This is a genomic window from Paraherbaspirillum soli, assembly GCF_042654985.1.
Classification (GTDB): Bacteria; Pseudomonadota; Gammaproteobacteria; order Burkholderiales; family Burkholderiaceae_D; genus Paraherbaspirillum; species Paraherbaspirillum soli.
The window spans coordinates 204,860-219,721 of sequence record NZ_JBHSMT010000029.1; the positions used below are offsets into that span (position 1 = coordinate 204,860).

14 protein-coding genes are annotated in these 14,862 nt (G+C 57.6%); all 14 read right to left on the reverse strand.

Translation table 11 applies throughout. From position 1 onward, the window contains the following. Positions 1 to 49: 49 nt before the first annotated feature. Entirely contained in the window at positions 50 to 2,869 is a 2,820-nt protein-coding gene (locus ACFPM8_RS18530; protein WP_378999723.1) for an autotransporter domain-containing protein, read from the reverse strand. A 785-nt stretch (positions 2,870 to 3,654) separates the two neighbouring features. Beyond that, positions 3,655 to 4,107, reverse strand: a complete 453-nt coding sequence (locus ACFPM8_RS18535) for a transposase (protein ID WP_378999724.1) — start codon at positions 4,105 to 4,107, stop codon at positions 3,655 to 3,657. A 36-nt stretch (positions 4,108 to 4,143) separates the two neighbouring features. Then, positions 4,144 to 4,638 carry a chemotaxis protein CheW gene (locus ACFPM8_RS18540; protein ID WP_378999726.1) on the reverse strand — a complete coding sequence of 165 codons (495 nt, stop codon included), beginning with the start codon at positions 4,636 to 4,638 and terminating at the stop codon, positions 4,144 to 4,146. Between the two features lie 17 nt (positions 4,639 to 4,655). Then, positions 4,656 to 6,710: a chemotaxis protein CheA gene (cheA, locus tag ACFPM8_RS18545; RefSeq protein WP_378999728.1), complete on the reverse strand. Its 2,055-nt coding sequence runs from the start codon at positions 6,708 to 6,710 to the stop codon at positions 4,656 to 4,658. Between the two features lie 104 nt (positions 6,711 to 6,814). Beyond that, positions 6,815 to 7,180, reverse strand: a complete 366-nt coding sequence (locus ACFPM8_RS18550) for a response regulator (RefSeq protein WP_378999730.1) — start codon at positions 7,178 to 7,180, stop codon at positions 6,815 to 6,817. Then, positions 7,180 to 8,124, reverse strand: a complete 945-nt coding sequence (motB, locus tag ACFPM8_RS18555; RefSeq protein WP_378999731.1) for a flagellar motor protein MotB — start codon at positions 8,122 to 8,124, stop codon at positions 7,180 to 7,182. The genes ACFPM8_RS18550 and motB overlap by 1 nt, the downstream gene beginning before the upstream one ends. 27 nt (positions 8,125 to 8,151) lie before the next feature. Continuing rightward, on the reverse strand, positions 8,152 to 9,012 hold the full coding sequence (motA, locus tag ACFPM8_RS18560; protein ID WP_378999733.1) for a flagellar motor stator protein MotA: 861 nt from the start codon (positions 9,010 to 9,012) through the stop codon (positions 8,152 to 8,154). Positions 9,013 to 9,073: 61 nt separating this feature from the next. Next, positions 9,074 to 9,697 carry a flagellar transcriptional regulator FlhC gene (flhC, locus tag ACFPM8_RS18565; protein ID WP_379000244.1) on the reverse strand — a complete coding sequence of 208 codons (624 nt, stop codon included), beginning with the start codon at positions 9,695 to 9,697 and terminating at the stop codon, positions 9,074 to 9,076. 54 nt (positions 9,698 to 9,751) lie between these two features. Further along, positions 9,752 to 10,069: a flagellar transcriptional regulator FlhD gene (gene flhD / locus ACFPM8_RS18570; RefSeq protein WP_379000246.1), complete on the reverse strand. Its 318-nt coding sequence runs from the start codon at positions 10,067 to 10,069 to the stop codon at positions 9,752 to 9,754. Positions 10,070 to 10,316: 247 nt separating this feature from the next. Further along, positions 10,317 to 11,033, reverse strand: coding sequence for an Hpt domain-containing response regulator (locus ACFPM8_RS18575; RefSeq protein WP_378999735.1), 717 nt, complete (start codon positions 11,031 to 11,033; stop codon positions 10,317 to 10,319). Between the two features lie 39 nt (positions 11,034 to 11,072). After that, the gene (locus ACFPM8_RS18580) at positions 11,073 to 12,704 is read right to left on the reverse strand and encodes a sensor histidine kinase (RefSeq protein WP_378999736.1); all 1,632 of its coding nucleotides are present in this window, start codon (positions 12,702 to 12,704) and stop codon (positions 11,073 to 11,075) included. Between the two features lie 237 nt (positions 12,705 to 12,941). Further along, complete coding sequence (locus ACFPM8_RS18585) at positions 12,942 to 13,454, reverse strand: chemotaxis protein CheW (protein ID WP_378999738.1); 513 nt, start codon at positions 13,452 to 13,454, stop codon at positions 12,942 to 12,944. A gap of 298 nt (positions 13,455 to 13,752) precedes the next feature. Further along, positions 13,753 to 14,406 (reverse strand): response regulator, encoded by a 654-nt coding sequence (locus ACFPM8_RS18590; protein WP_378999740.1) that lies wholly within the window; start codon positions 14,404 to 14,406, stop codon positions 13,753 to 13,755. Positions 14,407 to 14,554: 148 nt separating this feature from the next. After that, the gene (locus tag ACFPM8_RS18595) at positions 14,555 to 14,854 is read right to left on the reverse strand and encodes an EscU/YscU/HrcU family type III secretion system export apparatus switch protein (protein WP_378999741.1); all 300 of its coding nucleotides are present in this window, start codon (positions 14,852 to 14,854) and stop codon (positions 14,555 to 14,557) included. Positions 14,855 to 14,862 lie beyond the last annotated feature (8 nt).

Below are 14,862 nucleotides of genomic sequence, written 5' to 3' on the forward strand. Positions count from 1 at the left end.
TGGGTGTTGTAAAGATCCGGAATTAACCGGAACGGGGGAAATCAAGAAATCATTGGAAGCTGATGCGGATACCTGCCGAGACGACGTTATTGCCCAGGCCACCCTTGCCGAATTGCGCATCGTAATTGGCATACCAGCCCCAGCGACGATCGACCTCGGTAGAGATACCAACGCCAGCCCAGCCGGAGGTGCGCGACAGGCCGATGCCTTGCACCGTAAACCTGGCGTCAGGCGCACCGGAAAACGCCGCCGTCAAATCCAGGCTGCCGTCGGTGAACGCATGCTGCACGGCTGCGTAAGCTTGCAGCACGCTGTTACCGCCGCTCCAATGGAATCCGGCGTCGCCGCGCAGACCAAGTAGAGCTGTCGTCTGATGATAGGTTTTACTATCGGCGGTCAAGCCAAAGACACTGCCGTTTTCCGTGAAGCCGTCACGCTTTACCCGGTCGTAGGCAATGCCGGCGAACGGGGTGATGCGCGTGCTGTCCGACAGCTTGATTGCATACCCGGTTTCACCGTAGGCGGACCAGACATTATCGGTATGCTCGGCGCTCAGGCTGTCGACCTGGTTGCCGACCAATGCAGTGCGCGTCACCGTGCTGGCCACCGTTGCCAAGCCGGCCCGGCCCGAGACATACACGCCGTCGTTAGCCAGCGCATAGCGACCGTACAAGGAGAGCCCGGTGTTGTGGCTCTTGGATTGTCCCGCCAGCCGATCAAAGCTGGCCTGACCGTCCGAATAAGCGATTGCCGCGCCGACGATGGTCCGCTCGTTCAGATGGGTGTCGACGCCGAACTGGCCGCCCCACAGCGAAGTATCGCCATGCGCAAAACCGGTCTCGCTCAGCTTGCCGGAAGCACCGAGCGCACTCACCCACAGACCGCTTTGGTCCGCCCCCGATGACTGCTGTCCCAACAGCGACAAGCGATTCGACAGATCGCGGTTGACCGCTTGCGATTGCTGGAAGGTCAGCGCTTGCGCCGAAGCGTGAATTTGCCCCGACAAGCTGTCCAGCACTTGAGCGGCCGCGGCGACGTCGGCGGTCTTTTGCAAAGCTGCGGCACTCGCCAGGAACACGCCGTTAGCGCCGCCGGTGGCGCCGCTGGCGACCATTTTGTCGGCAGCCTTCAGCGCCGTTTCAACGTTGACGGCGGCGTTGGTGCGAGTGGCATCCTTGCCGAAAGCGCTGGCAGAGAAACTCGGAATATCGTTGCGTGCAATTCTCAGATCGACTTCATTCGGGGTGTAGCTCAGCGTCGCCGTAATGAAAGTGCCCGGGACAAACGTCGCGCCATCGGCTTCAAAAGCCAGGTCGCCGAATTGACCGCTGACGCCGCCGCCGGCAGTCAACACTTTGCCGGTGCTGCCGGCTTGCGCCGTGACGTAGCCGGATGGGTCGCTGTTGCCGGCCGGCGTGGTCGCAACCAGGTGCGAATTGCCGAGCGCCGCGCTGCCGCCAACCTTCAAGGTCGAATTCAACTGATTGGCAAGCGTGGCCGATGCGGACGCGGTGTAATTGCCGACTATGGTCAAGCCGGCGCCGGTGTTGTTCACTCTTCCGGCATTGACGACGTTGCCGTGCACCCGGCCGCCGTTGCCTGCCAGCTGGCCGGCAGCGGAGACATTCACCGTTGAAGCAACCGAGCCGGTGATATTCAGGATGCCGCCCAAAATGCTGTTGTCGCCGGAATAAGTGTTATTGCCGGCCAGCGTCAATTGACCGCTGCCGCTTTTAATCAAGCCGGCGTCGCCGCCGATATCGTTTTTGAATACCGACGAAACCGTGTCGAAATTGACGTTGACGTAGGCGCCCAGCGCCAGCCGGGTGTCGAACAGCGCAGGACCATTGACCGCCTTGCTGGCATTCAAAAGTCCCCAGCCGTAGGTGGCGCGGTCATGCATATCGGTCGCGGTCGACAGAATCGTCTGCCGAATCAAATCGGCATTCATCCATGGATACGCCTGCTGCACCAAGGCAGCGGCGCCAGTCACCGCCGGCGCCGAAAATGAGGTGCCATAGACCCTGCCGCCGGCAACATTAGAAGCAAAATCGCCGGTTGCGGCAAGACACCAGTCGGCGGCAATGCCGCACCGATTGGAGTAACTGGAAATGATTCCCGGCGTGGTGTCGGCGCGTGCATAACCGTCGCTGCCGCCGACCGCATTGACGGCAACCACCGCGATCCAGCCGGTTTTCAGATCGGGATAAATGGCAGGCAGACCGGCATCCAGGCTGGGCTGGGCACTGCCGTCATTGCCGGCCGACCAGATAAACAAACCGTTCTGCGCAACGTAGGGCTGGAACAAAGCATGCAAGGCCGCGCCCGTGGTGCCCGGTGTGGTAATCGAGCCGGTGCCGTTGGATTGGTTGACGATCTTTACCCCTTTTGCAAACAGGTCTTGATAGATCTGGCTGGTCAGGATCAAGCTATTGCCGCTGGTGCCGGATGCCGCCGCTTCAATGAAGACGCCGGGGGCGATGCCGAGCGTACTGCCGCCCAGCATTTCGCTGACTTCGGTGCCATGGGTATTGCCGTCGCCGCCGGCTGCACCATAAAACGTTTTGTGAATGCGTCCGGCAAATTGAGAGCTGGAGACGTCGAAGTCGGTGTCGACCACCCCGACCGTGACCCCGGTCCCGATGATGCCTTGCGCGTGCGCCGCGATCGCATTGCTGGGATCGAGCACATTCAATAACGGCGCTGGCGCGGGTGTCGTCGCCACTACCGGCGCGGTCACCGTCGGCACGGTCGGCGCCGGAGCCGGACTTGCGCTGCCGCCACCGCCACCGCCGCAGCCGGAGATCAGCGTCATCACGGCCAATGAGATGACGGACAGTGAGTGTTGAGTAGACTGATTCTTTTTCATAACACCCCCAACATATTTGCATTTGTAACTAGCCCGAGATACCCGGGCTATCCACTTACTTGATTCACGTACTGCGACGTGTATTTAATAAGCTGCAATCAATAATGTTGTCCTCTAGAAATTTATTATGCGCGTGTCTTCAGCTCTTTATTAGGGTTTTTTAGCCCAAATAATGCGAGTAACTTTTGCTTCTACAGCGGCGATACAATGGTGAATTTTCCTTAATGCAATATCGCTCGCGCTAATATCCTGGAACTATCCGTTCATCATTTTTGATTATTGTTCCATGGCAACCCCTCTTCCAATTGATGGAAGTTATTCAAAACATGGCCTTTTATCTGCCCATGAATCGCTTCTGCATCAGCCGCAATTCAGCAAAAAAACTATGGATATCTTGTGAGTCATTGCGAAAGCGGAAAATACGCGGAGTACGGATCGCTACCGATGGAAAAAGGGGAATCGTGAATGCGAGGCGGCCGACGATCGTGTCGTACCAATTTGAAGAGTGGATGCCGGTGCTGGAGCGGCGTGATGGTTGAGCTGACGAGCCCAACACTTTGTAGCGACTAATGGAACGTAGGGCGGAAAAGCGCAGCGTCTTCCGCCGTTGGATGTGCCGCCTGCGTGTGATGTATCCGAGACGGCGGAAGGCGCTGCGCTTTTCCGCCCTACTTCTTGTGTGTTTTATTGCTCTCTAACTGTGCGCGCATCACAGTGAATTGTTAGCAAGAAGCCGATGAATGAACAAACATCGGGCCATGCACGCACAGCGATCTGGCCGACCGCTAAACCGCGCCGGCCGCCATCACCAAGCCAACCCAATGTGAGGTCGACTCGTCCGCCATCGACGATGCCGACCTGGCGCCCCTGAGCTTGGCCAGGGCGGAGTTGTAGACCTGTTTGTTTTCACGCCTAGTCAGCCGTTGTTTGATGCGCCCGGTTTGCTGGTCGCCGTACGCAACGATCTGCTGGAACATCGCCATCAGCTCGCGGTCGTCGTACATGTATTGCGTCAGCTGGCGCCAGACATCGCATTCATTCCAGCGCCTGAACCGCATGTACGCCGTATTCCATTTGCCGAACTCGGCAGGCAGGTCGCGCCACATGGCCTGGTTCGAAATAATCCATAGCACCGCTTCGACAAACAGGCGATTATTCCGACCTTTGGCGCCGGGGTCGCCCTGCTTTCCTATCAATAGCGGTTCCAGTTTTTGCCATTGCTCTTCTCGAAGTTTCATCCTGAGTTCCTGTACCTGTTTTGCCTGTTTTGCCTATTAAGCAGCGCTTTCGAACAGCGCCATATCTTCGCTGCACATCAGTTTTTCGATGTCGATCAAAATCAGCATGCGTTCTTCAACCGTGCCGAGCCCGGTCAAATATTCGGCCGACAAGGTCGAGCCGAATTCCGGCGCCGGCCTGATTTCTTCATGGCCGAGGGTCAGCACATCGGACACGCCATCGACCAGGATGCCGACCACGCGATCGGCGATGTTGAGAATAATCACCACGGTCTGATGGTTGTATTGAATATTCTGCAGCCGGAACTTGATGCGCAAATCGACGATCGGCACGATGATGCCGCGCAGATTGGTCACGCCTTTGATGAACTCGGGGGCATGCGCGATCCGGGTCACCGCTTCGTAATCCCGGATCTCCTGCACCTTCAGGATGTCGATGCCGTATTCTTCAGTGCCCAATGTAAACACCAGGAATTTTTGTCCCTCGGTGTCGTCTTGCGCCGCCTCAACCGTATTTTGGTTATTCATCATTTTCTTTTCTCCTGTAATCAAGCGGCTGCCAGCGCGGGAGCCTTGTCCCGGTTGGCGCGCTGCAGCGCCGCCACATCGACAATCAGGGCGACACTGCCGTCGCCCAGAATGGTCGCGGCAGAGATGCCCGGCACCTTGCGGTAATTGGTTTCCAGATTCTTGACCACCACCTGATGCTGTCCGACCAGCTGATCCACCAGCAAGGCGAAGCGCTTGCCCTCGCCGTGCAGGATCACCACGATGCCCTGGGTCGGGTCGGTGCGCGCATCGGCGACGTTGAACACACGGTGCAATTCGGTCAGCGGCAAGTATTCGCCGCGCACGTGCAGCACCTGCTCGTCGTTGGTGACGGAATGAATGTCTTCGGCCCGCGGCTGCAGCGATTCGATCACGAAGTTCAGCGGCAGGATATAGACTTCATTGCCGACCTTGACCGACATGCCGTCCAGGATCGCCAGCGTCAGCGGCAAGATGATCTTGGTGGTGGTGCCGTTGCCCTGACGCGAGGAAATCTCGACGTGGCCGCCCATTTCCTGGATGTTGCGCTTGACCACGTCCATCCCGACGCCGCGGCCGGAGACATCGGTAATTTTTTCGGCGGTCGAAAACCCGGGCGCGAAAATCAATTGCCACACTTCGTCATCGGTAATCGTGTCGCTGATTTCCATCCCTTGCTGGATCGCTTTGGCCAGGATTCTTTCCCGGTTCAGACCGGCGCCGTCGTCGCTCACTTCAATCACGATATTGCCGCCCTGGTGCTGCGCCGACAGCAGCAGCTGACCGCACGGATCCTTGCCGGCGGCGATCCGCTGCTCCGGTTTTTCGATGCCGTGGTCGAGACTGTTGCGCACCAGATGTGTGAGCGGATCGACGATGCGTTCGATCAGGCTCTTGTCCAGCTCGGTGGTTTTACCGAACGTCACCAGCTGGATCTGCTTGCCCAGCTTGTCGGTCAGGTCGCGCACCAGACGCGGGAAGCGGCTGAACACATAATCCATTTGCATCATGCGGATCGACATCACCGATTCCTGCAAATCGCGGGCGTTGCGCTCAAGCAGGCCCATGCCGCTCAACAGCCTTTCGTGCAGCACCGGGTCCAGCTGCGAAGCGGTTTGCGCCAGCATCGACTGGGTAATCACCAGCTCGCCGACCAAGTTGATGATCTGGTCGACTTTTTCCACATCGACCCGGATCGAACTGGATTCCTTGCCGCCGGCAGCAGCAGCGGGCGTGGCGGCCGCAGCTGCTTTCGGCGCTGCTGCTGCGGCGGCGGCGGCGGCGGCAGGTGCCGGTGCAACGGCAACCGGTGCAATCGGTGCAACGGCCGGCTCCGGCGCTGCCACGGCCGCCGGCTCTTCCTCGGCTGCGGAAGCGGCTGCTTCCTGGCTGATCTCGATCTGGTCGAAGTCGATAATGAAGCAGCACACCGCGATGATGTCGTCCGCCTCGCAGGTGGTCTCCAGCCATACCGTCAAACTGTCGTCGGTCTGCGTATGAGCCACCACTTCGCCCAGGTTGGCCAGCTCGCCGCTCAACAGGTTGCGATCGCTTTCGGATACTTTGGTGAAGCGCACCTTCAGGCGCGGATTGAGCGCCGCGGCCGGCGCTGCGACCGGTGCAGCGACTGCGACCGGCGCTACCACCGGCGCCGGTGCGGGCTTGGCTGCGGGCGCTTTGGCGCCGCCGCTTTCCTCTTGCGCCAGTTGTTGCAGAACTGCGCAGATGCGCGCAACGATTTGCGGGTCCGGCTCGCCGCCTGCCCGATAAGCACTTAACTGTTCTTGTAACACGTCTTTGGTTTCCAAAAAGGCATCGATCATTTCCTTGCGCAACACCAGTTCGCGATGACGCGCGCGGTCCAGCAAATTTTCCAGCAGGTGCGTGGTATCGGTCAGCGCGACGAAGCCAAATGTCGCGGCGCCGCCCTTGATCGAATGCGCGGCCCGAAAGATGGCATTCAGATGCTCGTTGTCGGGCGCGTCGATGTCCAGGCTCAGCAGCAACTGCTCCATTTCAGCCAGCAGTTCATCCGCTTCCTCGAAGAAGGCCTGGTAAAACTCGGTAATGTCCATATCGCTTGTTGTCTCCTTGCTTGGTACCGCTTGTCTTGTCTCTGATCCAGCCTGAAGCTGGAAAGCGCTTTGTGTCTTGTCTGTATTACGGCATCGCTGCGATCTTATTGCAGCAGGCTGCCCACCACTTCCAGCAACGTCGACGGCTCGATCGGCTTGCGCAGCCAACCGCTGGCGCCGGCTTGACGGGCCTCGGCTTTTTCGGCGTCGCTGGCTTCCGTGGTCAACACCAGGATCGGGGTCTTGGCGTAGCTCGGCAAATGGCGCAGCGCACGGATCAGCTGATTGCCGCCCATCACCGGCATATTCCAGTCGGTCAAGACCAGGTCCGCCGCCCGCTGCTCCGCCTGCTTCACCGCCGCCTGGCCGTCTGCCGCCAGCAGGATGTGATATTCGGCTTCAGCCAGCGCAGTCGAAATCAATTGCCGCATCACTGCGGAGTCATCCACCACAAGTATTGTTTTAGCCATCATGTCGCCTTTGGTTTCGCGGGTTTTGCCGGTGCCGGTTTGGCGCTTCCGGTTGCGGCCGGCGTCACTGCGCGCAATTGGTCGGCGGCGTCTTGCCGATTGTCGATATTGACTTCGTCGTTACTCTTGGCGCCCTCGTTTTCCTGCTCGATCCGTTCCTGGGCACGATGATTCAGCACAATGATGCTGATGCGTCGATTGATCGGATCCAGCGGATCGTTTTTATTCAAGTGCATGGTCGAGGCGACTCCCATCACCCGCAGGACTTTCTCGTCGATCAAACCGCCGGCAATCAGTTCGCGCCGCGAAGCATTGGCGCGATCGGCCGACAGCTCCCAGTTGCTATAGGATTTTTCCCCTTGCGCATAAGGCGTCGCATCGGTGTGTCCGGACAAGGTGATCTTGTTCGGCAGCTCGTTCAGGACCGGTCCGATTTCACGCAGGATGATGCTCATGTACGGCTCCACCTTGGCGCTGGCGAGATCGAACATGGGGCGGTTGCGGGTATCGACGATTTGAATCCGCAAGCCTTCGCTGGTGATGTCGATCAGCAGTTGCGGCCGGAACTGCTTGAGCAAGGGATTGGCCTCGATCACCTGATCCAGCCTGCGCTTGAGTTCGCGCAGACGGTCGACGTCATCGGCGGCAGCGCGTCTTACTTCGCCGTCGGCGTGGGTCGGATCGGTGCCGCCTCCTGGAATCACGCTGGTGCTGGTGCTGCTTTTGTTGCCGCCGTTAATCGCCACCTTGAGCGGCTGGCGGAAATACTCGGCGATCCCTGCCAATTGCTTGGGGGTCGAAATCGCCAGCAGCCACATCACCAGGAAGAAGGCCATCATCGCCGTCATGAAGTCAGCGTAAGCGATCTTCCAGCTGCCGCCGTGCGACTGATGTTTGGCCGGCGCCGAGCGTTTGACGACGATCCGATGTTTATGTTTGCTCATAGCGCTTCAGTCCCGAACCTAGTCCAACTAACGGCTCTTGACTTGACGCACATGATCATCCAGTTCGGAGAATGAGGGACGTTCGGTCGAATACAGTACCTTGCGGCCAAACTCGACCGCCAGTTGCGGCGCATAGCCGTTCAGGTTGGCCAGCAAAGTGACCTTGATGCATTGATACATCTTGCTCGACTCTGCCACGTGATGCTCGATCAGGGTCGCCAGCGGCGACACAAAGCCGTAAGCCATCAAGATCCCGAGGAAAGTACCGACCATCGCATGCGCGATCAGCTCGCCCATTTCGGCCGGCGGCAGATCGGCCGAGGCCAGCGCATGCACCACCCCCATCACCGCCGCCACAATCCCGAACGCCGGCAGCGCATCGCCGACCTTGGACAAGCTGTGGGCAGGAACTTCAGCCTCGTGCTTGTAGGTTTCGATTTCGTGATCCATCAGCGATTCGATTTCGAATGCATCCATGTTGCCGCTGACGATCAGGCGCAGATAGTCGGTCAGAAATTCGATCACATGCGGATCGCTCAGGATCATCGGATATTGCGCAAACACCGGACTGCTGGCCGGATCGTCGATATCCGCCTCCAGCGCCAGCATGCCGTCCTTGCGCCCTTTCGCCAGCAGCACGTAGAGCAAGGCCATCAGCTCCATGTACAGCTCCTTGTCGTGCTTTGAGCTGCGCAACAACTTCGGCAATTCCTTGATCGTGGCGCGGATCGCCTTGCCGTCGTTGCCGACGATAAAAGCGCCGAGCCCGGCACCGCCGATCATCAGAATTTCGACCGGCTGGAACAACGCCCCGAGATGCCCCCCAATCAACGCATAACCGCCAAACACCGACGCCAATACGACCACGTAGCCAACAAAAACTAGCACTATCCACTCCCCTGAAATAAGCCCTATGCGAAAAACCCGCGTGCCAAGTCACTGCCCTGTTTCAGGCAGCTTTACCCTTGACGCCGCTCGCAACCCGTTTTGGCAACAGCATGTAGGCGTTGTCCTGGTTCACACCCGGACTGCCGTCGCTGGCGCCGACATTCAACATCAGCTTGCGCGTCTTGCCGGCCCGCGATGGCGGCCGGCACAAGACGCAGACAAAGCCGTTCTGCGGATCGTGTGCATGCGCCACAAACTGGCCATTGCAACGGGTGCAACTGCTGAGTTGCAGCATGCCGCTGTCGAAGAATCGCGCCAGAGTCCAGGCCCGCGTGAAGTCGAGCACCGGTTCGCATCCCTGCTGTTCCGCCTGCTCCAGATAGAGCCGGTAGCTTTTGATGACGGCGACAATCTGCTCGCATTCACCATGCTTCACCATGAAGCGGTAAGTGTTGTAGAACATCGACGAATGGATGTTCGACAACCAGGTCATGAACCAGTCGGTCGAAAACGGCAACAATCCTTTAGGGGGAGAAATGCCTTTGATTTCCTTGTACAACTTGATCAGCCGGTCGCGGCTCAGGGAGGTTTCCGCCTCCAGGAACTGCAAGCGCGCGCCAAGCTTGATGAGGTCAATTGCCAGCTGTATTTCCTGGGCTTCCAGAATCACACTTTTAGCCATGATCGACTGCTCTGCGGGTCAGATGAAAAGCAGTCGGAGTGCGATGAATGCGGCACATTAGCGGATCTCCTCGACCGGCTGCCCGGCCAGCAAAATCGCCGCATGCGCTTGTTGCAATGCGTGATCTTTACCGGTGTGCGTCAATGAGGAAAGGATGGCGTGGTCGTCAAACCTGAAACGACACAGAAGAAGACTTGATGCTGCGAGTTTTACTACTTGCGACAGCGACAGATTACCGAGCATGTCGGCCAATTCCCGGCTCAGTCCCATACGGAACATCGCGGTTGCCCGATCTTCCCGTAACAGGCGCTGCGCCAGCAAAAGATAAGAAAGATTGACTTCGCTTATCTCGTTTACGATTCCATTAGTGCTCATGTGTTTCCCCCATGACATAAACTACTTGTGACTGTTTTGAGCAATCTTTTAGCTTGTGGCTACCGTTGCTTTAGCCGTGATTATCAAATATTTCCAAGTAGAAAAAAGTCAGTCTTATTCTTGATCTCGATGAAATATTTAGCCGCAGGCGTGTAAGAACAATTCCTACACTGGCGCCGCATTGCGCGGCGCAGGCTATCAGGACAGGGCAAAGACAAATTTGAGGGAAAAAACAGCGCTGAAAAATTCAGGTCAGAAGCGATCTGTCGCGTATCTGCAACTGCAAATTCAACTGTCCGAGTGCGGCTTGCAAACGATCGCATGCTGCATCGAGCGTGTTGGATGCGGCATGTCGAGATTGGTTCTCGATTTCTGCAGAAGAATTTGCAATTTCTGTGGATTTCAATACGGCAGCGGCGCCGCGCAAGCCGTGGGCGATGCGAGCAGTCTCCGCCAGGTCGCCGTTTTTGATGGTTAATCTCAGCTGCGCCAGTTCCTGATAACCGAACTGCACCAGGTCGATCAGCAACTCGTCCGGCATGCCGACCGGCTTGGCGGTGCCGGCCGCGGCCGGGACTATCGGGATGGTTAACAATGGCGCCAGCGTTTTCCGCAATTGCGAACGACTGATGGGCTTGGTGAGGATCGCGGTACAGTCCAGCCCGCGCGATTCGGTCTGGAGATAATCGAGCGACATGCCGCTGTAGAGAATGATAGGGATAGCCGGCATGGCGGGGAAACCGGACTCCCACTGCCTTACCTGACGCAGCAATTCGACGCCGGTCATATCCTCCAGCACGTAATCCGTGATCACCGCCAGCGGCCTGGTCTGCGCCAGCCACAGCAGTGCATCGGCGCCGGTCGCCACCAGTTCGCTTTGCCAGCCTTCAGCCGCCAGCTGCGCCTGCAGCATGCGGCGATTGATCGGATGGTCTTCGACTACCAGAATGCGTGAGGAGAGCATTACCACCTCCCAAGCGGGATGAAAATAGACGGGCGCTTGCTACCGTACATCCAAGGGCACGCGCAGATCGACAGCGGTGCCAACGCCCACTTCGGAGTTGACCTGGATACGGCCGCGAATCAAATCGGTGAATTCCTTGGCCAGCGACAAACCCAGTCCCAGTCCCCGCCCCTGTCGCGCGCGCACCGATTCGGACTGATAGAAATACTCGAACAGATGCGTCAGTTCTTCCTTCTGCATCCCCGGACCGGTGTCGATCACCCTGACCACAATCTGACCCTTGACCAGCGCGACATCCATCGTCACGCTGCCGGTGACCGTAAACTTGACCGCGTTATCCAGCAGGTTATTCAAAATCTGCGACAGCCTGACGCGATCGCAAAAGAAATGCTTGGGCAAATCGTCCGCCAGCGTCATGCGGAAAGTCAGCTGCTTCTTCTGTGCGGTGATTTGATGCATCGAGCCGATATAGTTGAAAAACGCCACGGTCTCGATGCTCTCGTAAACAATCACCACCCTGCCCGCTTCGATCCTGGCGAGATCGAACAGCGTATTCAACAAGCCGTGCAAGTAAGCCGCGCTTTGATGAATCAAATCGGCGAACTCGCGGCTCTGCTGATCGGTACTGGTGTCCCGCACCAGTTCGGAATAACCGTGAATGCCGCTAAGCGGCGTGCGCAACTCATGCACCACGGTCGCCAGGAAGCGCGACTTGCGCTTGTTCGAATCGTTGGCGCGGCGGCGCATCGCATCGTATTTGCGCACCACCACATACTGCCGCTTGAGGGTGCGATAGATAAAATACAGCAGCAGCAAAATCAGCACGGTGGGAATGCAGGCATACAGCATATAGCGGCCCAGCCAGGAAGTCTGCTGAATAAACGGCGCATCGTGATCGGTCAATGTTAGCGATAGCAGGATCGGATACGGGTCCAGCCGGCGCGACAACCACAGGCGCGATTCCATTGCGCCCTGAGTCAAATCGAGATCGCCCGACTGCATCACCGCATCGTCGATCCGGCGCAATATCATGCGGTCCTTCACCGGCGCCAGTTCAGCCGCAATGCCGTCGCTGTCGACCGAAGTGCGTTCGCCGATCTGGCCCATATAGGCATTGCGGTAAATCGCGGAAAATTGATCGACGGTGAAACCCAGCTCCACCATGCCGGCGAATTCGCCGACAGCGGAAAACACCGGCCGCGTGATGTGCATCACCCACTGCTCGGTACCAGGCAATTTGCGCGGCCGTCCTATTTGCACCGAATCGCCAAGATTGTCGCGGTGCAACAGATACAGTTCACGCCGGCCGCGATCGGAATTGCTGGCCGTGGTGGTCGATACGACCACCTTGCCGTCGACGTCGACGATGGTCAACTCATCATATAAATCGCCGTAGATTCTTGCATAGTGTTGCAAGTCGATCTTGTCGCTCGACATCACATAATCGGCGCGCACCAGTTTCAGCAAGCGGTCGCGTTCGTCAATCGAACGCACCAGCCGATTGGCGAAACTGCGCACCAGGATTTCGTGATTATTTTGCGTGGCCTTGATGCCGCGTTGATATTCCGAAGCGGCTTGATAACCGACGGAAAGCCAGAGGTAGCCGATGGTCGCAATCGCAGTCAGTGCTATGGCGTACACCAGGCGCATGAAGCGCGGGCCACAGAACACTATTTCTGCTTTGGGGGCAGGAAGCCAACGGCGCCAGGCAGAAGTAAATCGTTGCATTACGGTTGACGTGAAGTCTGGTTATCACTGCGACAAAAAAAGTCACAGCATTAAAAATTTCAAACCGGCACTATTTGCTAGCTGCCAGTGCTTGAGTATGGCCGCTATTATCCCGCATCGCCCGTCTCAACCGTGTGTCATTTTGTAGCGGCCGGCGATCCGGCCCGCCATCGCCAACGATCAAACCGTCAAATTATTGATCAAGCCGATTTCGTCGCTCGACATCAGCTTGTCGATATCCAACAAAATCAGCATGCGGTCGTTCAAAGTGCCCAGACCGATCAAGTAATCGGTATTGAGCACTGTGCCCATTTCCGGAGCCGGCTTGACCTGCTCGGCCGACAAGGTGATGACGTCGGACACGCCATCGACCACCATGCCGACGGTGCGGTTGTCCAGGTGCAAAATGATGACCACCGTAAACTGATCGTAAGTCGTCGCAGCCAAATTGAACTTGATGCGCATGTCGATGATGGGAGTGATGACTCCGCGCAGATTGACCACACCCTTCAAGAAATCGGGCGCGTTGGCGATATGCGTTACGTTGTCGTAACCGCGCAGCTCCTGCACTTTGAGGATATCGATGCCATATTCTTCCTTGCCCAAAGTAAAGGTCAGGAATTCGTGACCCGCAACGTCATTATTGACAGCAGAGCGGCGGGTCTGAGCGTGCGGTTGAGCGGCGAGCGACATGGACTTTATCCTTGATGTAAATGACAGGGCCTGGTTCCCGGACCGAACGTCGGCGTCCGGGCGCGAAGAAACATTTTTGGTGACCCAATATAAACAGGAAAGGACCGCTCCGATGTGGCAAGCAAGGTGCGAAACACCCCTCTATTTACCAGAAGCAAGGTTGAGTGCAGCAAAAACGGGGCACCTCTAAAAACCGTAGCGAGCGGTCCAAGGTCGGGGCGAGAAGCGCAGCTGTACGGAGGTACAGCGAGCATCGCAGCCCCGAGATTGGGCCGCGCAGTAGGTTTGTAGAGGTGACCTATTCGACCAGGCCGTGCTTGATCGCGTATTGGGTCAGTTGCGCATTGGTGCGCACACCCATTTTTTCAAACACCCGGGAACGATAGACGCTGACGGTCTTGGGACTGATCGACAGGCTGGTGGCGATCTCGGTGCGGGTGCGGCCGGCGGCGATCATGCGCACGGTCTGGAACTCACGGTTCGACAGCTGTTGATGCGGCATCAATTCATCTTCGACGATGACATGGTTGGCCAGCGACTCCGCCAAACCTTCAGTGATGTACTTACGGCCGCGAGCGACCACCCGCACCGCCTCCACCAATTCATCCGGCGCACCGTCCTTGGTCAGGTAAGAGGCGGCGCCGGCCTTCAGCGCACGCACCGCAAATTGCTCCGGACCATGGCTGCTGAGCACCATGATGCGCAGCATCGGCTCGCGCTTCTTCAGCAAGTGCAGGATTTCAATCCCATCCTTGCCCGGCATGGAAATGTCCAGCAGCAACACATCACATGGTTGCTCGCGCAGGATCTCGGTAATGCCGCCATAATCGCTGGCCTCGCCGATTACCGTAATGCCGGGGCTGGCAGTCAGGATGTGGTGCAATCCGCGCCGGACAATTCGATGATCATCGGCAATCAATACGCGAATCGGTGATGCAACTTTCATATCCATTACGCTTTGTCCAGCAATGTCAACACAAGATCGAATGGTGTGCATTATCAAGCCACGGCCATGTCTGCACAAGACCGGATCTCAAATTTACCGCCAACCTGCACACTAAAAAACTACAGTCACGAAAACTTATCCAGTGTTATCCATTTCAGCCAGCGCTGGTGCGGTGCGCCGCCTGCCCTGCTTCATTCTCTAGCCGATACAGCCACGCCAACAATTCTGCTACAGCAACATAGAGCTGCGGAGGAATTTGTTGATCGAGGTCAACATTCATCAACAAATTAACCAGGTCCGGCGACTCGTGCACATACAGACCGTTGTCGCGCGCCCGCTGCACGATCGCGTCGGCGACCAGGCCGTAACCCTTCGCCACCACGATAGGCGCCTTGTCTTTGGCGGCGTGTGATAGCGCTACCGCGCTTTGTCTTCCTGGCAGATGCGTACTCATGGGCACCT

Excerpts from the sequence above, each read along its gene's own strand:
- ACFPM8_RS18530 (WP_378999723.1), bottom strand. The coding sequence starts at position 2,869 with ATGAAAAAGAATCAGTCTACTCAACACTCACTGTCCGTCATCTCATTG.
- ACFPM8_RS18535 (WP_378999724.1), bottom strand. The coding sequence starts at position 4,107 with ATGAAACTTCGAGAAGAGCAATGGCAAAAACTGGAACCGCTATTGATA.
- ACFPM8_RS18540 (WP_378999726.1), bottom strand. The coding sequence starts at position 4,638 with ATGATGAATAACCAAAATACGGTTGAGGCGGCGCAAGACGACACCGAG.
- cheA (WP_378999728.1), bottom strand. The coding sequence starts at position 6,710 with ATGGACATTACCGAGTTTTACCAGGCCTTCTTCGAGGAAGCGGATGAA.
- ACFPM8_RS18550 (WP_378999730.1), bottom strand. The coding sequence starts at position 7,180 with ATGGCTAAAACAATACTTGTGGTGGATGACTCCGCAGTGATGCGGCAA.
- motB (WP_378999731.1), bottom strand. The coding sequence starts at position 8,124 with ATGAGCAAACATAAACATCGGATCGTCGTCAAACGCTCGGCGCCGGCC.
- flhD (WP_379000246.1), bottom strand. The coding sequence starts at position 10,069 with ATGAGCACTAATGGAATCGTAAACGAGATAAGCGAAGTCAATCTTTCT.
- ACFPM8_RS18575 (WP_378999735.1), bottom strand. The coding sequence starts at position 11,033 with ATGCTCTCCTCACGCATTCTGGTAGTCGAAGACCATCCGATCAATCGC.
- ACFPM8_RS18585 (WP_378999738.1), bottom strand. The coding sequence starts at position 13,454 with ATGTCGCTCGCCGCTCAACCGCACGCTCAGACCCGCCGCTCTGCTGTC.
- ACFPM8_RS18590 (WP_378999740.1), bottom strand. The coding sequence starts at position 14,406 with ATGGATATGAAAGTTGCATCACCGATTCGCGTATTGATTGCCGATGAT.
- ACFPM8_RS18595 (WP_378999741.1), bottom strand. The coding sequence starts at position 14,854 with ATGAGTACGCATCTGCCAGGAAGACAAAGCGCGGTAGCGCTATCACAC.